17 protein-coding genes are annotated in these 19,444 nt (G+C 33.7%); 5 read left to right on the top strand and 12 right to left on the bottom strand.

The genetic code is table 11. The features are described 5' to 3' along the window. Positions 1 to 2 precede the first annotated feature (2 nt). From mrdA to miaB, 3 genes are read right to left on the bottom strand one after another with little or no spacing between them, the layout of a single operon-like run. A complete protein-coding gene (gene mrdA, locus ACGH49_RS08275; RefSeq protein ID WP_411589007.1) occupies positions 3 to 1,940 on the bottom strand; it encodes a penicillin-binding protein 2 in 1,938 nt (645 codons plus the stop codon). 18 nt (positions 1,941 to 1,958) lie between these two features. Then, positions 1,959 to 2,978, bottom strand: a complete 1,020-nt coding sequence (locus ACGH49_RS08270) for a PhoH family protein (protein ID WP_411588986.1) — start codon at positions 2,976 to 2,978, stop codon at positions 1,959 to 1,961. A 32-nt stretch (positions 2,979 to 3,010) separates the two neighbouring features. Then, positions 3,011 to 4,438, bottom strand: coding sequence for a tRNA (N6-isopentenyl adenosine(37)-C2)-methylthiotransferase MiaB (miaB, locus tag ACGH49_RS08265; RefSeq protein WP_411588985.1), 1,428 nt, complete (start codon positions 4,436 to 4,438; stop codon positions 3,011 to 3,013). A 295-nt stretch (positions 4,439 to 4,733) separates the two neighbouring features. Here miaB and ACGH49_RS08260 point away from each other — a divergent pair, with 295 nt between their 5' ends. Further along, positions 4,734 to 5,969: an N-acetylmuramoyl-L-alanine amidase gene (locus ACGH49_RS08260; protein WP_411588984.1), complete on the top strand. Its 1,236-nt coding sequence runs from the start codon at positions 4,734 to 4,736 to the stop codon at positions 5,967 to 5,969. 43 nt (positions 5,970 to 6,012) lie between these two features. On the opposite strand, the gene rsmG is transcribed toward ACGH49_RS08260, so the two are convergent. Both rsmG and mnmG read right to left on the bottom strand, forming a co-directional pair. Then, on the bottom strand, positions 6,013 to 6,612 hold the full coding sequence (rsmG, locus tag ACGH49_RS08255) for a 16S rRNA (guanine(527)-N(7))-methyltransferase RsmG (RefSeq protein ID WP_411588983.1): 600 nt from the start codon (positions 6,610 to 6,612) through the stop codon (positions 6,013 to 6,015). Continuing rightward, on the bottom strand, positions 6,590 to 8,482 hold the full coding sequence (mnmG, locus tag ACGH49_RS08250) for a tRNA uridine-5-carboxymethylaminomethyl(34) synthesis enzyme MnmG (protein WP_411588982.1): 1,893 nt from the start codon (positions 8,480 to 8,482) through the stop codon (positions 6,590 to 6,592). The genes rsmG and mnmG overlap by 23 nt, the downstream gene beginning before the upstream one ends. 573 nt (positions 8,483 to 9,055) lie before the next feature. On the opposite strand from mnmG, the gene hda reads away from it, so the two are divergent. Together hda and ACGH49_RS08240 are read left to right on the top strand one after the other, a co-directional pair. Further along, entirely contained in the window at positions 9,056 to 9,739 is a 684-nt protein-coding gene (gene hda, locus ACGH49_RS08245; RefSeq protein WP_080702332.1) for a DnaA inactivator Hda, read from the top strand. Between the two features lies 1 nt (position 9,740). Beyond that, the gene (locus ACGH49_RS08240; protein ID WP_411588981.1) at positions 9,741 to 10,520 is read left to right on the top strand and encodes a Cof-type HAD-IIB family hydrolase; all 780 of its coding nucleotides are present in this window, start codon (positions 9,741 to 9,743) and stop codon (positions 10,518 to 10,520) included. A 357-nt stretch (positions 10,521 to 10,877) separates the two neighbouring features. On the opposite strand, the gene ACGH49_RS08235 is transcribed toward ACGH49_RS08240, so the two are convergent. Genes ACGH49_RS08235 through ACGH49_RS08225 form a run of 3 tightly spaced genes read right to left on the bottom strand, consistent with a single transcriptional unit; the run spans position 10,878 to position 14,115 of the window. After that, the gene (locus ACGH49_RS08235) at positions 10,878 to 12,005 is read right to left on the bottom strand and encodes an ABC transporter permease (protein ID WP_065607125.1); all 1,128 of its coding nucleotides are present in this window, start codon (positions 12,003 to 12,005) and stop codon (positions 10,878 to 10,880) included. Between the two features lie 17 nt (positions 12,006 to 12,022). Then, positions 12,023 to 13,144 (bottom strand): ABC transporter permease, encoded by a 1,122-nt coding sequence (locus ACGH49_RS08230; protein WP_411588980.1) that lies wholly within the window; start codon positions 13,142 to 13,144, stop codon positions 12,023 to 12,025. Then, positions 13,144 to 14,115, bottom strand: coding sequence for an HlyD family secretion protein (locus ACGH49_RS08225; protein ID WP_411588979.1), 972 nt, complete (start codon positions 14,113 to 14,115; stop codon positions 13,144 to 13,146). The genes ACGH49_RS08230 and ACGH49_RS08225 overlap by 1 nt, the downstream gene beginning before the upstream one ends. 337 nt (positions 14,116 to 14,452) lie before the next feature. On the opposite strand from ACGH49_RS08225, the gene ACGH49_RS08220 reads away from it, so the two are divergent. Further along, entirely contained in the window at positions 14,453 to 15,742 is a 1,290-nt protein-coding gene (locus ACGH49_RS08220) for an NAD(P)/FAD-dependent oxidoreductase (RefSeq protein ID WP_411588978.1), read from the top strand. A gap of 483 nt (positions 15,743 to 16,225) precedes the next feature. Further along, complete coding sequence (locus ACGH49_RS08215; protein WP_411588977.1) at positions 16,226 to 16,393, top strand: hypothetical protein; 168 nt, start codon at positions 16,226 to 16,228, stop codon at positions 16,391 to 16,393. A 4-nt stretch (positions 16,394 to 16,397) separates the two neighbouring features. On the opposite strand, the gene rnhB is transcribed toward ACGH49_RS08215, so the two are convergent. Genes rnhB through fabZ form a run of 4 tightly spaced genes read right to left on the bottom strand, consistent with a single transcriptional unit; the run spans position 16,398 to position 19,407 of the window. Continuing rightward, positions 16,398 to 16,988 carry a ribonuclease HII gene (rnhB, locus tag ACGH49_RS08210; protein ID WP_411588976.1) on the bottom strand — a complete coding sequence of 197 codons (591 nt, stop codon included), beginning with the start codon at positions 16,986 to 16,988 and terminating at the stop codon, positions 16,398 to 16,400. After that, positions 16,982 to 18,133 (bottom strand): lipid-A-disaccharide synthase, encoded by a 1,152-nt coding sequence (lpxB, locus tag ACGH49_RS08205; RefSeq protein WP_411588975.1) that lies wholly within the window; start codon positions 18,131 to 18,133, stop codon positions 16,982 to 16,984. Before lpxB ends, rnhB begins: the two co-directional genes overlap by 7 nt. After that, complete coding sequence (gene lpxA, locus ACGH49_RS08200) at positions 18,133 to 18,912, bottom strand: acyl-ACP--UDP-N-acetylglucosamine O-acyltransferase (protein ID WP_411588974.1); 780 nt, start codon at positions 18,910 to 18,912, stop codon at positions 18,133 to 18,135. The genes lpxB and lpxA overlap by 1 nt, the downstream gene beginning before the upstream one ends. A gap of 48 nt (positions 18,913 to 18,960) precedes the next feature. Then, on the bottom strand, positions 18,961 to 19,407 hold the full coding sequence (gene fabZ, locus ACGH49_RS08195) for a 3-hydroxyacyl-ACP dehydratase FabZ (protein WP_034910827.1): 447 nt from the start codon (positions 19,405 to 19,407) through the stop codon (positions 18,961 to 18,963). Positions 19,408 to 19,444 lie beyond the last annotated feature (37 nt).

Raw genomic sequence — 19,444 nt, 5'->3', positions numbered from 1 at the left:
TATTAGTCTTCAGCTCCTGTATTTGGTGATGGTTCATCTAGCTCTGTTGAGTTATTGCCAAGAAGATAAAAATCCAATATTTTACGAGCGACTGCACCACCGTTCGAACTACCACCACCGCCATTTTCTAAAACAATGGCTAAAGCAATTTTTGGTTTATCGTAAGGAGCATAAGCTATAAATAATGCGTGATCACGTAAATGCTCAGGGATCTTATGAGCGTTATAGACTTCATCTTGCTTTAAACCATAAACTTGTGCAGTCCCTGATTTGCCAGCAGCTTGATATTTTGCATCAGTATAAAGCTTACGTGCTGTTCCTCGAGATCCAAACATAACACGGCGCATACCTTCTTTAGCTACATTCCAATAAGTTGATTTAACATTAACTAAACTATTATCCTCTAAATATTTTTCAGGCTTAACCAAGGGTTGAAGTTCATTTGAATTTAAAATATCGCTCTTTTTGTATAATAGAAAATGTGGAGTATAAGTTTTACCATTATTAATCAAAGTTGTTAATGCTTTTGCCATTTGAATAGGCGTTGCAGTCCAATATCCTTGACCGATACCAACTGGAATAGTATCGCCCTGTAACCAAGACTTTTTATAGCGTTTTATTTTCCATTCACGACTAGGCATAACAGCTCGTGTTTCTTCGTTTGGCGAAATATCTATACCTGTTCGTTGACCATAACCAAATTTAGTCATCCACGAATTTAAGCGGTCAATCCCCATATCATAAGCAACTTGATAAAAGTAGGTATCAACTGATTCTTCAATCGCTCTTAATATATCAACTCGACCGTGCCCCCATTTTAACCAATCACGATAACGCCGTTCAGTACCAGGTAATTGCCACCAACCAGGATCATTAACCACGCTTTTTGGGGTGATCACTCCTTCACTTAAGGCCGCAATGGAAATAAAAGGCTTAACAGTCGAAGCTGGTGGATAAGCTCCTAGTAAAGCTCGATTGAAAAGTGGCTTACTAGGATCTTTGAGTAATTCGCTATATTTAGTACTCGATATGCCACCAACAAAAGAGTTAGAATCATAACTTGGGCTAGAAACTAAGGCTAAAATTTCACCATTGTTAGGATCAATAGCTACCACAGCCGCTTTACGTCCAGCCAGTAATTGTTCTATATAAAGCTGTAATTTTAAATTAATAGATAAATAGATATCCTCACCCGCTTGAGGTGGATGTTGATTTAGTTGGCGTACAATTCTACCTCGGCTGTTAACTTCAACTTTTTCATAACCTGGAGTTCCGTGTAATACATCTTCGTAATACTTTTCTATCCCCATTTTTCCAATATTAAAAGTTGCCACATAATCGCTAGTTTTATTTTCATCTGCTAAACGCTGCTTATCTTGACTATTAATTTTAGAAATGTAGCCAAGAATATGCGTCAATGATGATCCATAAGGATAATAACGATGCTGTATACCAACAATGGAAACAAACGGAAAACGATGTTGATCCACAACGAAACGAGCTATTTGTTTTTCGGTCAAATCATCTTTTAGCGGTACTGGACGATGGGCTTTATAATTGCGTCGCTCTTTTTGAAAAGTTTCAATATCTTCATCGGTCAAATCAACAATTTTTTTTAATTCGTCAAATTGTTTATTAAGATTTTTAGTTTTATCTGGAATGATATTTAATTGATAAGTAATATTGTTAATCGCTAATGGCATACCATTACGATCATAAATCATACCTCGATTTGGTGAAATAGGAATAATTTCAATACGATTATCATTGGATTTCGTACTGTAATAACTATAATTCAAAATCTGTAAACCAGCTAAGTTTACAATCAACACGATAATTAAAATAATAATTGCAATAAAAGAAAACAGCGCTCGGCGCAAAAACAAGCTTGCTTCTGCAGAATGATCTCGAATTCTAGTTTTCTTTCTTTTACTTGAAATAGAGATAATATTCCTCCTCTACATACTTTTTTCTATATGCTGCAACTTATATTCCTGTTCATCCCATTTTTCATAAGCATTAACAATTCTTGCAACTACTGGATGACGCACGACATCTTCACTATTAAAAAAATTAAAACTAATTTCTTCAACTTGGCTTAATACTTCTATAGCATGACGTAATCCAGATTTTTGATTACGCGGTAAATCAATTTGAGTAATATCACCTGTTATTACCGCTTTTGAATTAAAACCAATTCGAGTTAAAAACATTTTCATTTGTTCAATCGTTGTATTTTGGCTTTCATCAAGAATAATAAATGCATCATTTAATGTTCGTCCACGCATATAGGCAAGTGGCGCCACTTCAATTACACTTTTTTCAATCAGTTTTTCTACTTTTTCAAAACCTAACATTTCAAATAAAGCATCATAAAGTGGACGTAAGTAAGGATCCACTTTTTGGCTTAAATTACCTGGTAAAAAGCCAAGTTTTTCACCAGCTTCGACTGCTGGTCGAGTTAGTACAATACGACGAATCTGTTGCTTTTCCAACGCATCAACTGCAGCTGCTACCGCTAAATAAGTTTTACCTGTTCCAGCAGGACCAATACCAAAAGAAATATCGTAATCCAAAACATGAGCAATATATTGTGCTTGATTCGTCGTTCGGGGTTTGATAATGCCTCGTTTAGTTTTAATTGCTACTAACTTTCCACCTTGGTGCTTGATATAAGCAGGTAAGTGTTCACTTACTTTTTCAAGTACACCTGTTTCTTTGATTGCTAAATGAATTTGCTCAGGTTCAATATCAATTATTTTATTTTTGGTTTGTTTATAAAGAGATTGCAAAATATCAATAGCAGATCGAACAAAAATATCATCTCCGGTTATTGAAAATAAATTACTCCGTTGATTAATTTCAATACCTAGTCGACACTCTAGCTTTTTTATATTATCATTATAAGGACCACAAAGACTATTAAGCCGTTGATTATCGGCTGGTTCAAGCATGGTTTCTTGTGTTGTAATATTCAAATGTAAGCCCTCAAATAATTATTTTAACTCTTTTAAGGTTGATAAATCCCAACTCCTAAATCATTTTCTTTTCGTGTACGTGAAATAATGGATATTGGAGATTCACTCACACGTAACTTCATTTCATCTTCGGTTCTAACGACTTTACCGCGCAATGAATTTGGATAAACATCGGTAATTTCAACATCAACAAATTTACCAATCATTTCAGGACGGCCTTCAAAGTTAACAATTCGATTATTTTCAGTTCGACCAGTTAATTCCATAAGGTCTTTTTTGGATGGACCTTCAACCAAAATACGTTGCACGGTATTTAACATACGGCGGCTAAATTGCATGGCTTGTTGATTAATTCGTTCTTGAAGTATGTAAAGTCGTTGTTTTTTATCTTCTTCAGAAACATTATCTTCCATTTCAGCAGCAGGAGTACCTGGACGTGCTGAATAAACAAAGCTGTAACTCAAATCAAAATTGATATCAACAATTAGCTTCATTGTTTGCTCAAAATCTTCTTGAGTTTCACCGGGGAAACCAACAATAAAATCAGAGCTAATTTGGATATCTGGGCGTACTTTACGTAGTTTTCGAATAATTGATTTATATTCAAGCGCAGTATGTGTACGTTTCATTAAGTTTAATACGCGATCTGAGCCACTTTGTACTGGCAAATGTAAAAAATTTACTAGTTCTGGTGTGTCACGATAAACATCAATAATATCATCAGTAAATTCTATTGGATGGCTAGTTGTAAAACGAATGCGATCTATACCATCAATGGCTGCAACTAAACGTAATAACTCTGCGAAGGAACAAATATCACCATCGAATGTTGGTCCACGATATGCATTTACATTTTGACCTAATAGGTTGACTTCACGTACACCTTGCTCGGCAAGTTGAGCTATTTCATAGATGACATCATCACAAGGTCGACTAACTTCTTCACCTCGGGTATAAGGAACTACACAATAAGTACAATATTTATTACATCCTTCCATAATCGAAACAAACGCAGTTGGGCCTTCGCTACGAGGCTCTGGTAGGCGATCAAATTTTTCAATTTCAGGAAAACTTACATCAACCACATGATTGCCTTTACCACTTTTAACTTGCTCAATCATTTCTGGTAAGCGGTGAAAGGTTTGAGGTCCAAAAATAATATCCACAAATGGCGCTCGTTTACGAATATGGGCACCTTCTTGCGAAGCAACACAACCTCCCACACCAATAATGATATCTGGATTATTTTTTTTAAGGTTCTTCCAACGCCCTAATTGATGAAAGACTTTTTCTTGGGCTTTTTCTCGAATAGAGCAAGTATTGAGTAATAAAATATCAGCTTCTTCAGCATTATCTATTAATGTTAAACCATGGGTGGATTCAAGGAGATCTGCCATTTTTGTTGAGTCATACTCATTCATTTGGCAGCCCCAAGTTTTGATATGTAATTTTTTGCTCATCAATAACTCAGTTATATTTAATTGTTAAAATGAAAACGGGTTTAAATCCGCGATTTTAGCGTACTATATTGTAATCCTTTGTGATTGTAGGGTCTAGAATAAAATAAAAAAATCAAAACAAAGCTTATTTTTAACATTTAAAGACAATCTTTTTTATAATAAAAATTGGTGGATAATTAAAAAAATTTATTTATCAATAATAACAGACAATTATGATAATCATTCTTTTTTAAAGTCCTTTCTTTTTATGCTATTATTTGCGACTAATTTTGATAATAAATAAAGTATTTAATATATGAAAAAAACATTTAGCCCAACAAAACGCCTATTAGTTAAAGGTATTATTGCTACATGTTTATTATCCTTTACTCGAGTTGGTTTTGCAGCAACCAAAGCACAAATTGTTGCTGTACGAGTTTGGCCTTCATCTACCTATACACGAATCACTTTGGAATCAAATATTAAACTCAACTATAAAAGCGCTTCGTTATTTAATCCGAATAGAATAGTGATTGACATTGATAATCTCAATTTAAATCCAACTTTAAAAACAATATCATCAAAAGTTTTAAGTCATGATCCTTATATTAAGTCGATACAAGTTTTGCAAATAGATTCTAAAATTGTAAGAATTATGATTGAATTAAAACAAAATGTTAATCCTAATACTTTTACTCTATCACCAATTGCAGAATTTAAACATCGTTTAGTGATGGATCTTTATCCTTACAGAACAACTTCAACAAGTGATGATGATCCTTTACTTGCACTATTAGAAGAATATAAAACCGGTGATCTTAGTAAAAAACAAGCAGAGATCAAAACCCAGACTAATAAAAAGAAAAATGCACCAATTATTGTCGTACTCGATCCTGGTCACGGTGGCGAAGATCCGGGAGCTATTGGCTATAATAGAACACGCGAAAAAGATATCGTTTTGCAAATAGCGCGTCGAACTTATAATTTACTTAAGAAAGAGGCAAATATTAAAGTTTATATGACTCGTAATGAAGATGTCTTTATTCCATTAAAAGTCCGCGTAGCTAAGGCACGATCGTTGCGTGCTGATCTTTTTATTTCTATTCATGCTGATGCCTTTGCTAACCGTTCTGTTGGTGGGTCATCTGTTTTTGCTTTATCAACACGTGGAGCAAGTAGTTCAGCTGCTAGTTATTTAGCTCAAACTCAAAATGAAGCAGATCAAATAGGCGGTGTTAGCCGCAGTGGCGATAAATATTTAGATAATACTATTTTAGATTTGGTTCAAAAAACAACGTTAAATAATGGTGTGTTACTTGGTAATGCTATTTTGAATCGAATGAAAAAAATAAATAAGTTACATAAACAATCACTTGAAAAAGCTGGTTTTGCAGTGTTAAAAGCACCCGATATTCCATCGGTTTTGGTTGAAACAGCCTTTATTAGTAATATTACCGAAGAAAAAAAATTAAAGACTGCTTCGTTCCAAAATCAAGTATCTAAATCAATTATTGATGGTATTAAAGATTATTTGAAAAAGCGAAAAAATTAAATTTGCAAAAAGTTTAATAAAATCATTTAATTAAGCACAAAAATTATTGAATAATAATTAAACACCTTTCAGCATCTAACCCAGGTATAATCAATTTTATATTTTGTTTAAGCGTAAAACCATCTGTAATAGGATCTATGTCACTTCCTTTTAGAGCATAAAAAGCTCCTTGTTCATTAGGAAGATGTTTACACCAACTAAGCATGTCTTGCAATGAAGCAAATGCTCGGCTAATAACCCCATCAAACTTTTTATCATTATATTCTTCTATTCGGCTTTGTATTGGGTTTATATTAGTTAGCTTTAATTCAAACTGTACTTGTTTTAAAAATCGAATACGCTTACCTAAACTATCCACCAAATCAAATTGTTTATCTGGGTTAATAATTGCTAGTGGAACGCCTGGTAAACCAGGACCGGTTCCAACATCAATAAAAGTTTTGCCAGTTAAATAGGGCGATACAACTAAACTATCCATGATATGTTTGATTAACATTTCATTAGGATCTCGTACAGCTGTTAAGTTGTAAGTCTTATTCCATTTGTTGAGCATTTCAACATAATGGATCAATTGATCTATTTGTGATTCTGAGATCAAAAGATCCGTTTGATCTATTAGATTAATGAGTTTCTTTTTTAACATAATTTTTCTTTTTTAAATAAACTAGCAACATTGAAATCGCAGCAGGAGTAATTCCTGATATACGCGAAGCTTGTCCAATTGAAACAGGTTTATGTTGTTTTAATTTAGCCACAACTTCGTTCGATAAACCCGATATTTCAGCATAATCAATATGCTCAGGAATAAGCGTTTCTTCATTGCGTTTTTGACGTTCAATTTCTTCTATTTGCAGTTTTATATATCCATCATATTTAACCTGAATTTCAACCTGTTCCGCAGCCTGTGCGTCAGACAATCCAGGCGCAAATAATGAAAGCGATTTCAATGTGTTATAACTCATTTCAGGTCGCTTAAGTAACTCTTCTCCATTGGCTTCTTTAGTCAAATTAGCACTTAACACGGCATTTACTTCGTCAATGCTTTCAATATGAGGATGTACCCATATATCACGTAATCTTGCTCTTTCTTGTTCAATAGCTTCAAATTTTTCGTTAAAACGTTGCCAGCGATAATCATCAACCATGCCTAGCTTGCGACCAATCTCAGTTAAGCGAATATCAGCATTGTCTTCACGTAACATTAAACGATATTCTGCACGCGAGGTAAACATGCGATAAGGTTCGTTAGTGCCAAGAGTACAAAGATCATCAACTAACACCCCTAAATAAGCTTGATCACGGGTTGGATACCATAGATCTTGATCATATACAAAACGTGCTGCATTTAAACCGGCAAGCATTCCTTGAGCTGCGGCTTCTTCATAACCAGTTGTACCATTGATCTGTCCTGCTAAAAATAGACCTTTGATAACTTTACTTTCAAGTGTTGGCTTAAGATCCCTTGGATCAAAATAATCATATTCGATCGCATAACCTGGTCTGACAATATTAGCATTTTCTAATCCTTTCATACTGCGTACAAATGCTAATTGTGTATCGAATGGTAAACTTGTTGAGATCCCATTTGGATATATTTCGTTGCTATCTAATCCTTCAGGCTCTAAATAGATCTGATGAGAATTACGATCCGCAAAACGCATAATTTTGTCTTCAATTGATGGACAATATCTTGGGCCAACTCCTTCTATTACACCTGTGTACATAGGACTACGATCTAAGCTATTTCGAATGATCTCGTGTGTTGTTTCGTTAGTACTTGTTATATAGCAAGGAATTTGTTTAGGATGTTCGCTTGTATTACCTAAAAATGAGAATACAGGAACAGGATCATCGCCATATTGTGTGCCTAATTTTGAAAAATCAATTGTTCTAGCATCAATTCGTGGTGGGGTACCGGTTTTTAATCGTCCCATTCTAAATGGATATTGATGAAGTGATTTTGATAAACTGATCGAGGCTGGATCTCCTGTTCGTCCACCACTATAATTATTAAGTCCTATATGGATCTTCCCATCTAAAAAGGTACCTGTTGTTAACACAACAGCTTTAGCTTTAAAGGATACGCCCATTTGGGTTTTTACACCTATGATCTGATCGTTTTCGATGATCACATCTTCAACAGATTGCTGAAATAGCATTAAGTTTTCTTGGTTTTCAAGTGTTTTTCGTATCACTTTGCAATATAGTGATCTATCTGCTTGTGCTCTTGTAGCCCTTACTGCTGGTCCTTTACTACTATTTAAGATTCTAAATTGGATCCCAGCATGATCAATAGCTCTTGCCATTAAACCACCCATTGCATCAATTTCTTTTACCAAGTGGCCTTTACCTATTCCACCAATGGCGGGATTACAAGACATTTGTCCTAATGTATTGATATTATGGGTTAAAAATAGTGTTTTTCGCCCCATTCTTGCTGATGCCATTGCTGCTTCTGTTCCTGCATGACCGCCACCAACGATGATGACATCAAAAAGATCTGGATAAAACATAAAAAACCTCATATTTATTTTGTGTACAGATGATCGCTAATTTAGATCGGGAGATTTGGTTTATTTAGGGTTGGAGATTTTACTCATCTTTTCGGTTACGTCAAATGATCTATTTCGATCGTGATTTAAATAAAATAAGATCTTTTATATGATCTTTTTGTTTTTATTATTATTAGATCGGATCTTTTTTGTTGATAACTCTTTTTTATAATTATTTTATAGGATCTTATCGATCGGTTTATTCTGTTAATTGATCGGATCTTTTTTTGTTTAAACTTGTGTTTAACTATTCTTTTTATCCACAAGTGTTTTCTATTTTGAAGTTGTTAATGCGATCATAACAGCTTGTTATCCTAATTTTTAACAGATTTATCCACAAAAATTAAGTTTGATTGCTTGAATTTTAACTTTTTATTGTTTTTATTTTAAACAGAATGTTTTGATCATTTTGTTGTTTTTTGTTTTATTTTTGAATTAGCAGTTATCTATTTGTCTTTTTATATAAAAGTGATTGATTTTTATAAAAGCAAATTTATACTTAATATGATTTTATTTGTATTGTGAGGTTACTTTATTACTCTTTCACAGCTACCTTTGCCTTTTCCGTTATCTAATAATGAAACTTTTGATAGTTTTTATGTAGGTAATAATCGGTTATTGTTTGATTCGTTGCAAACCTTATTAGGTAAAGAGGGTTTTAATGTCTTTTATATATGGGCGGCTAGCGTTGCAGGCCGAACTCACCTTTTACATGCGTCAAGCCAAAATAAATTAGCTAGTTATATACCATTAAAACAGCATTATCATTTGGTACCTGAAATTTTACAGGGATTAGAAAATTATGATTTAGTCTGTTTAGATGATATTGATGCAATAGCTGGTCATAGAGATTGGGAAGAGGCTATTTTCGATTTATTTAATCGTTTGACAGAAAAAAATGTGAGTAAGTTATTGATAACTGCAAATGCTCCACCTAAACAAATTTCTTTTATATTGCCTGATTTAGTTTCTAGGTTGTCTTGGGGGCAGGTTTATCAATTAAAAGAACTTAGCGATGATGACAAGCTTAAAGCTCTGCAATTGAGAGCGCAATTAAGTGGGTTTGAACTATCAACAGATGTTGGGTTATTTTTATTAAAACGTGTTAATCGTGATATGCGTACATTGTTTTCTTTATTAGAAAAGTTTGAAGTAGCAACGTTAGCACAACAACGAAAGTTAACTATTCCTTTTATTAAAAATATTTTGGATTTGTAATATGAGTCATAAACCTGAAGCTATTGTTTTTTTTGATTTAGATGGGACACTATTTAATAGCCAAATTGATGTATTGTCTAGCTCCCTTGAAGCTATAGAGAAATTAAAACAAAATAATATTATTCCAATGATTGCAACCGGTCGAACACCTTGTGAAGTTGTTGATTTAATGCAAAAAACTAAAATTGATTCAATTATTGGTATGAATGGGCAAGTTGTTTTGTACAAAGGCGAAAAGGTTTTTACTAATAATATTGATAAAGATGTGATAACAAGGATATATCAGTATTCTAAGCAGGAAACGAATATTCCTTTATCTTTTTATAATGATGAAATGATGTGTATATCAGAGTATAGTCAACCAGCCGAGAAGTTTTATCATTATCTTAAGCAACCAGTTCCTTCCGTTGATGATAAGGTTTATTTAAAATCACCTATTCAGATGCTTTTATTACTTTGTGAAACTGGAGAGGATCTTTATCGAGATATTTTTCCTGAGCTAACCTTTATTCGTAATACCCCTTACTGTGTTGATGTTTTTAATCATGGTGGCTCTAAAGGTTATGGTATTACTCAGTTATTACAAAATAAAGAGTTCACTGATGTGCCAACTTATGCATTTGGTGATGGTATGAATGATTTTGAAATGTTTCTAACCGTTGATCATCCTATTGCTATGGGTAATGCAGTTGATGAATTAAAAGCAAAAGCTGAATTTGTTACAGATACTAATAATAATGATGGTATTGCTAAAGCATTACAAAAATTTGGATTGATCTAATGAGCCTCGGCTAAAAAGTAAAGAAAATTATACTTTTTAAAAAGGTTAATTTATCAGTATTTCGTGGTGGAATATGTTGTTTTATGTTTTAATTTGATATTTGACTTTAACTCATAATATATCAGATATATACTTTTATTATTTCATTAATAGCCGAGCTCTATTATGAGATGAAAGCATTTGGAAAAGGTTTTGCGTAAGTGTCTTTTAGTTATATTTCTTAATGTCAAAATAATGATTGAATTATCTAGTTATTTAGATTAATTTTGGCTATCGTAATAGGATGAGTGTAGTTACACTACCAATGTTTTATCTAATTTTATAATTTTAGTTGTGTTTTTTTATATCAAAAATTTTTTATTTTTTTAATACCTGTCTAACTTTTCCTTCTCGTAAGGCTGATATAAAAATACCTAACGAGCTATATATTACTCCTAGTAAAAGTATCATAAATATATTTAGCCAGTTATCTGATAAGCTTAACCCCATTTGATTCACTCCTGCAATCATATTGGTTGCCCAAGTTGAAGGTAGAGAATAAGAAACACATTGTACCCATAATGGCATTGCATCAATAGGCCAAATGGTTCCTGAAAGATAGAAAACAGGTGTGGTTAAAAATGCTAATGTAAGATATATCATCTCAGTACGGCGTAAACATTCTGTTAGTAATTTGCTCAAACCTAGCGCCCCAAGTAATAGTGGAAATGTCATGATTAATATTTCGGGAATGCTAGCCAATTGCCGATAACCAAGTATCCAAGGCCATAAACCAAATAATACAATAGATAAAAATAACCAGATAGGTAATAACCCACATAAACTGCCAAAGACAACAATTTTAGGCGGTTTGCCTTGGGGTAGCGAATTTAGGGTGATATTAGTACGAGTTGAAGCAATTAAAAAAGAGTGTTGTAACAACATGACTAACAAACCTGGAAAGGTAATGGCGGCAAAACTGATTCCTGCATTATAAAGTGGTTCGGTTTGGCCTTTTATAGGTGATAAAATAATATTGATCTGTTTATCTGAAAATCCGTTATTACGCATTATTTTAATATTATATTCAGTCAATATCTGCTGATATATCCCTTTTATATCAACTTGAATTAAACCATTAGCTAAACGACTTGAAGCATCACCATATGCAGGTATTGTAACTTCTTCACCATTTATTAGGCGCTTTTCAAAATCTCTTGGAATTGTGATCACAGCAAAAAGTTTACGATTATTGATATCATCATAAGCCTGAAGAGAGCTTTCATAAATAATTGTATCAATTTTAGAACTTGTTTCTAATGAGCGAATTAAACCACGGCTTGTTGGAGTATGATCTTGATCAACAATTGCTATCGGTAAATTAGTGATAGTTCCATTAATATAAACAAGGCTCATTAATGATACTGACAATAGTAGCAATAACCACATTGGTCGTCCTAACAGATAAAAGAATATTCTTATAAATGAAGACCAAAATATTTTAATCATCTAAATTTATCCTCTTACTGTGAATGTAAACGCCTTACTAGACGCTTTCTAACTAACACGGTAATAATAATTGGATAGATCATTAAAATTCCGCATGTTTTTAACACCGACAAATAACTAGAATGACGCAAAAACAGATCGAACAGTTTATTTAGTGCATAAGTTAATGGTTCAAGCGAAGAGATAAATCTAGCAATCCATGGCATGGATAGTTCAGGTACAACAACACCAGAATAAGTTAATGCAAGTCCAACTAAAATACCTATATAAGTATAGGCATCAATAGGAGTTTTAGTAAAAGTGTATAGCAAAATACCTATGCTTTGTGCAGCAATAACATAGAAAAATACCACTATCATCATGGCAAAAGGAGAACCCGATACACGCGCATTAGAAAACAAAACGAGCATAGCAATTTCAAAAATAAGCAGCATAGTAAACCAAATTGTATAAGGTGCTAATTTCCCTAAAACAAAAGGGTAGCTAGGACGAGTTCGCTTTGGCAACTGTGCTAGAATGTGAATTGTTGTGGTTACAACAAATAGCTGCAATAAATGCACTACTGCGGAAAATTGTTGGAAGTACATTGAGTTACCACTAGCATTAAATAAACCATCATAATTAAAATTAACTTTTGCCAAAGGGGGAACTGGCATACCAATACTAGTAGCCATGGTGGTTCGATATTGGGTATTGATTGTTGCTATCAACCCAGAATAATCCATGATCGAATATAAGCCAGCACTATAATATAACGCATTATAATAAAGCATTGGTGTAGGTTGGCGACCTGATAATACATCCGTTTCAAAATTAGGTGGAATATAAAGTAGCGCATAAATTTTTGCTTTTTGCAGATCACGCTCAGCATCAAAAAGTTGGCTATCATAATTGATAAGATCTGCATGTGCTGCAGCATTAAGATTACGCACGAGTTCGCGTGATAAAGTACTCTTATCTTGATCAATATAACCTACTGGTAAATCATATAATACACCTCGATAAAAAATACTACTAATTAATACAAAAATAATTAGTGGCATAATCCACATTAACCAGTGAAAGGTAAATCGCCTAAAAATTTGTGGTATTTCGGCGTTAAACGCCTCTTTAAAACGATGCCAGAAATCTAACATTATTTGTCTAGCTTCCATAATGTGCTCATACCTGCACGTAAACCTTCAACAGGTGCAATAGGATAGAGTCTGACTTCAAAGGTTTTCAAATCAAAATCTCCTGTTGCTCTTGTTGCACGTTTAGTTGCATAATCGCCCATCGGTGCTATATAACGAATTTCGGCTTCAATCTCTTTGTGATTGAGTGCTGGTACTTCAAGTATAATATGATCGCCTTTGCGAATATTAGACATAATATCTTCACGCAAGTTAAATACAAAATAAGCTTGAGGTAGTTGAATCACTGTTAACAATGGGCTGTTAGCATTAAACAATTCGCCGATTTCAGCAGGAATAGAACCAATTTCACCTGCTACTTGCGCTTTAACTTGTAAATCATCATATTGTATTTGTAGCTGTTTAAGTTGTTCTTCGGCTTCTTCCAATTTGGCTGCATAAATTTCACGTTGCTCAATACGATCTCCATTTTTAGCTTGGTCTAAATTAGCTTGTGCTGATTGAACTTGTTGAAAAGCTGAATCGCGTGTTTTTAATGCGCTATCTAAGATAGATTGAGAAACATAACCTTTGGCCGAAATAGTTTTGTTACGCTCATATTCTTTGGAAGCATTATCATATGTTACCTTTGCTTGCTTAAGAATTGCTTCATAATAACGGATGCTTTCTTCACGAGTTCCATGCTCCGAAAGTGCTAATTGAGCTTTTGCTTGGTCTCGCGCAGCTTCAGCCGCTTTGACTTGAGCTAAAAGCTCAGGGCTATCGAGAGTAATAACAATATCACCAGGTTTAACGTCATCACCTCGATGAACATGAATAAATTGCACTCTACCTTTGGCTTTAGACGCAACGTTAACATTCGGTGCATCAACTTCACCTTGTAGGATAAACTGACTATTGTGTGAGCGAATTAAAATCGTCATTGATATTAAAATAACGATTAACGCAATAATAGTAAAAACTTTTTTGTTCATAAAACTTTGTATAGAGTGGTATTAAAGAGATAAGAAATAGAGAATTAAAATTATTATATACTTTGTAAAATAAGCATATGTAAAATTTACTCTCTCCCATTATACGAAAATTGCTTTATTTACACAGAGCATATCAATTTAATTTAAAAATGAATTAATATCAATACTAAGTTATTATAGTGGTAACTGATTTTTTATATTTATTTAAAATAAATTTTATTAATTATAAAATAATACTTTAATAGGTTTTATTTATAAGTGATATTAGTCAAAAGAAATAGATAAAAACCTACTTATTTAGTAAACTATTAAAAAATAAAAATTTAAGGTATTTAATATGGTTAAAATAATTATTATTGGTGGTGGCGCAGGAGGATTAGAATTAGCAACTGATCTTGGCGATAAATTAGGGAAGAATGATCAAGCCGAGGTTACACTAATAGATAAAAATACTTATCATATTTGGAAACCTTTATTACATGAAGTTGCTACCGGTATTCTAAATGAGCAAGCTGATAAAATTGATTATGCTGAACAAGGACAACAACACCATTTTCAATTTATTCAAGGCTCGTTTACTAATCTTAATCGTGAAGAAAAGCATGTTATTATTGAGAATTCAAATAGTGAATCTATTTCTGTACCATATGATACATTAGTTGTGGCAATAGGAAGTACTTCAAACGATTTTGGCACACCAGGAGTTAAAGAACATTGTATCTTTTTAGATGACCAAAACGCTGCAATTCGTCTACGTGAAACACTGATTACAAAATTTGCTAGTTTTTGTTCAATTATTGATGAACATGAAACGACGATTGAAGATAAAATTCGTATTGCTATTGTTGGTGGTGGCGCAACAGGTGTTGAGTTAGCTTCTGAGTTACCTCATATGGTTGAAACATTTGGTAACTGTGGACGCAATAAAATGTGTTCTGATTTGCTTGATGTATCTATTATTGAAGCAACTGACCGTATTTTACCTGCTTTACCTGAAAAAACGGCATTAAATATTACCGATACCCTTCAAAAACGTGGTATTCATGTATTAACAAAAACCATGATAACCAAGGCGGAAAGTGACGGCTTTTATCCAAAGGAAGGCGATATTATTAGCGCAGATATTATGATTTGGACTGCAGGCGTAAAAGCACCTGATTATTTAAAAGATATTGCGGGTTTAGAATCAAGCCGTTCGAATCAACTGGTGGTTAAACCAACATTACAAACAACGCGCGATGATAATATTTTTGTTATTGGTGACTGTGCTTATGCTATGCAAAACAGCGGGCGAGCCTCGCCAGCTACTGCACAAGCCGCACATCAAATGGCAAAAATATGTTATGAAAATATCATTAACATGTTAAATAATAAACCAATGAAATCATTTAATTATATTGATAATGGAACGATTATTTCTCTGCATGATACAGCACAAGGTGTAGTTAAAATTGCAGGTAAACGCGAAATGAATGTTAAAGGATTTTTTGCTTTAAGTATTCATCGCCTGTTATACCGTATGCATCAAGCAAGTTTATTGGGTATTTTTAAAACAATTTGCTTTGCTAAAACTAGCAAAGAGATGTATAAAAATAAATTTGCATCTCTCTTTACTCATCAAGATTAATTTTTCTCTTTCTTCGATAGTTACTTATAAAAGTATTTCTATAAGTAACTATTTTTTTATAATTCGCAACGTTATGAGTTTTTGTGGGTAACTTAATGCGTTTTATTATATGCCTATGCTGTCTTTAGTTAGCTTTCACTCGTATTGCTAGTTATAAACATCAAAATGGTGATATTATTTTCAATCCTTACAATCAAAACAAAGTCTAGTAGTTAAACAAGCTACAAACTATCCATATGTTTTTGAAATTACTAATAAAGTAGTTTATACGCTACTACATAGTTGGATTGCACGTGGTAAAAAATAAAAAGCTACATCATAAGACATTTAAAAAATTACAATTTATCCAATAACGAAATTGCTAAATTAAAGTAAGTCGCAAGTAGTTTGGAAAGAAAACCTTATGATATCTGGTTTGGTTGGGACAATAATTATATCTATTGTTCTGAGTTTATCTAGAAAATTTATGATAAGGTACTTAAATTGAAAATTGGTCAATTACAAACTATCAAAGATTTTAATTTTTCATCGCCTGCCGTGAAGAAAAAATTGAAAGAACGTTATGGAAACAAAATTCCTTATCAAGAAATGGTTATTTTACCAGTTTCTATTTTTAACTCTCCATTGCTGACAGCGGTTGATAAACAATAGTTAATTAAAATAATGCTAAACTCTTAACTGGTGCAAAACTTTTACGGTATAAATGATTAATACCATGTTCTTTTATTGCAGCTAAATGCGCTTTAGTTGGATAACCTTTGTGTTTAGCAAGCCCATAATGTGGATATAATTTATCAAGCTCTACCATTTCATGATCGCGTGTAACTTTGGCTAAAATAGACGCAGCACTGATTTCTGACACTAATAAATCGCCTTTAACTACAGCTTGTGTTTGTATACCAAAATCGGGGCAACGATTGCCGTCAACTAATACAAAATTGGGTTTAATAGGTAATTTAGACACAGCTCGCTGCATAGCAAGCATAGAAGCATGTAATATATTTAATTTATCAATTTCGTCCACAGATGCTCTCGCAATACTCCAAGCTAAAGCATCTTGTTTGATAATATCAAATAGATGTTCTCGATTTTTTTCGGTTAGTTTTTTAGAATCAGTTAAACCTTTAATGGGCTTGTTAGGATCTAAAATAACTGCAGCGGTAACAACATCGCCACAAAGTGGACCTCGTCCAACTTCGTCGACACCAGCAATTAAAGTGGTATCTGGATAGGTAAACTCTAACAATGTGGCTCCTTTAATACATCTAGTACAGCTTTAGCAGCTTGTTCATCAGCATTACAACGAATTTGATTATGCAAAGATAAAAATATCTGTTTTAGTTCTGAATTATCCCCCTCTAAAAAAGGGATAATACGGTTGGTGATATTTTCTGGTGTGCAATCTTGTTGCAACAATTCAGGTACAATATCTTTACCGGCTAAAATATTAGGTAAAGACACATAAGGTGTTTTAATTAATTTTTTAGCTAACCAAAAAGTGAATGCTTTCATTTTGTAGCCAACTACCATTGGGCACTTAGCTAACATACATTCTAATGCCACAGTCCCCGATGCTAAGATTGCTGCATTACTCGCAATCATTGCTTCACGGGCTTGACCATGTAGTAACTGTATTTTAAGTTCTGGTGCGACTTGAGTTTTGATTTGTTCAAATTCTTTTTGCCTTTTAATATTAACTAAAGGCACTAGAATATGTATATTAGGATAACGTTCTCGTAATAGCTTTGCTGCTTTTAAAAAAGGTGCTGATAATAATGTCACTTCAGCATGACGGCTACCCGGTAATAGTGATAAACAAAGGCTATTGAGAGGTACACCTAATTTTTGACGCATAGCTGTTTGATCTGGAGTTAAAGGTATATCATCTGCCATCTTATGGCCAATAAAGCGACAAGGAACATCAAACTTATCATAAAAGGCTTTTTCAAAAGGTAAAAAGGCTAAAATAAGATTAGTATTACGCTTAATTTTGAAAACGCGTTTTTGCTTCCAGGCCCAAACAGATGGGCTAACATAATGAATTGTTTTAATGCCAGCTTGTTTTAACTTACCTTCTAAAGAAAGATTAAAGTCAGGTGCATCAATGCCAATAAATATATCAGGCTTAAGTGCAATTAAACGTCTAGTAATATCTTTGCGAATTGCTAAAATTCGGCGTAATCGCCCCAAGACTTCAACAATGCCCATCACTGATAACTCATCCATTTCATACCAAGCTTTACAGCCTTCGGCTTGCATTTTCGGACCCGCTATACCTATAAATTCAATATTAGAATGGTAATTTTTTAGCGCGCAAATCAACCCTGCGCCAAGAACATCGCCCGAAGCTTCTCCAGCGACCAATGCAATGACTAACGTTTTATTGGCCATTAACGGATGATGCCACGTGTTGAACGGGCAAAAAAGTCAATAAATAATTGGATTTCAGGGTGTTGTTTGGCAATGGTTTCAATTTCAACTTTTGCCTCTTCCAACGTTAAGCCATTTCGATAAAGGATTTTATAACTACTGCGAATCGCCCGCAAAGCATCTTTGCTAAAGCCTCTACGTTTTAAGCCTTCATAATTTACCCCATGGGGGATTGCATGATTCCCTTGTGCAATAACATAAGGTGGAACATCCTGAGCAACACCTGAACAACCACCGACCATAACATGTGATCCGATGACACAAAATTGATGAACGGCTGTCATTCCACCAATAATTACATAATCATCTAATTGAACATGCCCACCTAAAGTGGCGTTATTTGCTAAAATACAGTGATCACCAATATAACAATCGTGTGCAACATGTGCATTAATCATCAATAAATTATCGCTACCAATATGCGTTAATTCACCACCTTGAAAAGTGCCACGGTGAATAGTTACGCTTTCACGAATCATATTGCGATCGCCAATTTCAGTGCGTGTTGGCTCTCCACGGTATTTTAAATCTTGGTTTACCTCACCAATCGAGACAAATTGATAAATTTGATTATCTTTACCGATTTTTGTATGCCCATTGATGACAACGTGTGATTTTAAAAAAGTTCCGTCACCAATTTCTACATTCTCACCAATAAAACAAAAAGGGCCTATTTTGACGTTATCGCCAATTTTTGCTCCTTTTTCAATCACTGAGCTTGGATGTATTTCCATTGCCATAGTTATTCCTTAATACTATTTTTAGGGAAATGCTAAAAAAACAAGCAATTATTTGCGAGCACACATCATTTCAGCTTCGCAAACTAACTTACCATCGACAGTTGCAACACCATGGAATAATGCAATACCACGACGCTCTTTAATATATTCAACATCGAGCATAAGTTGGTCTCCTGGCACTACAGGGCGTTTAAAACGTGCTTTATCAATGGAAGCAAAATAATAAAGTTGACCTGGTGATAGCTCTTCAATACTTTTGAAAGCCAATATTCCTGTTGCTTGAGCCATTGCCTCTAAAATCAAAACGCCTGGGAAAATAGGTTTATTTGGGAAGTGCCCTTGAAAGAACGGTTCATTCACAGTAACATTTTTTATCGCTTTTAGTGTTTTACCTTTTTCGTAACTAAGGACTCGATCAACCATTAAAAATGGATAACGATGAGGTAACAGACTGATAATTTCTTCAACATCAAGGGTATTAAGTTCGGTAGTCAAAATAGTTATCCTTATACATTATTTACTATAAATTTTT

The organism is Gilliamella sp. BG7 (assembly GCF_046635565.1).
In the GTDB taxonomy this organism is placed as follows: domain Bacteria; phylum Pseudomonadota; class Gammaproteobacteria; order Enterobacterales; family Orbaceae; genus Gilliamella; species Gilliamella apicola_P.
The sequence above is the reverse complement of the archived record's forward strand: the minus strand, read 5'-3'. Positions and strand labels throughout refer to the sequence as shown.

What these genes read in the sequence shown, in the direction of transcription:
- miaB (WP_411588985.1), bottom strand. Translation starts at nt 4,438, where the DNA reads ATGAGCAAAAAATTACATATCAAAACTTGGGGCTGCCAAATGAATGAG.
- ACGH49_RS08260 (WP_411588984.1), top strand. Translation starts at nt 4,734, where the DNA reads ATGAAAAAAACATTTAGCCCAACAAAACGCCTATTAGTTAAAGGTATT.
- rsmG (WP_411588983.1), bottom strand. Translation starts at nt 6,612, where the DNA reads ATGTTAAAAAAGAAACTCATTAATCTAATAGATCAAACGGATCTTTTG.
- mnmG (WP_411588982.1), bottom strand. Translation starts at nt 8,482, where the DNA reads ATGTTTTATCCAGATCTTTTTGATGTCATCATCGTTGGTGGCGGTCAT.
- ACGH49_RS08240 (WP_411588981.1), top strand. Translation starts at nt 9,741, where the DNA reads ATGAGTCATAAACCTGAAGCTATTGTTTTTTTTGATTTAGATGGGACA.
- ACGH49_RS08230 (WP_411588980.1), bottom strand. Translation starts at nt 13,144, where the DNA reads ATGTTAGATTTCTGGCATCGTTTTAAAGAGGCGTTTAACGCCGAAATA.
- ACGH49_RS08225 (WP_411588979.1), bottom strand. Translation starts at nt 14,115, where the DNA reads ATGAACAAAAAAGTTTTTACTATTATTGCGTTAATCGTTATTTTAATA.
- ACGH49_RS08220 (WP_411588978.1), top strand. Translation starts at nt 14,453, where the DNA reads ATGGTTAAAATAATTATTATTGGTGGTGGCGCAGGAGGATTAGAATTA.
- lpxB (WP_411588975.1), bottom strand. Translation starts at nt 18,133, where the DNA reads ATGGCCAATAAAACGTTAGTCATTGCATTGGTCGCTGGAGAAGCTTCG.
- lpxA (WP_411588974.1), bottom strand. Translation starts at nt 18,912, where the DNA reads ATGGCAATGGAAATACATCCAAGCTCAGTGATTGAAAAAGGAGCAAAA.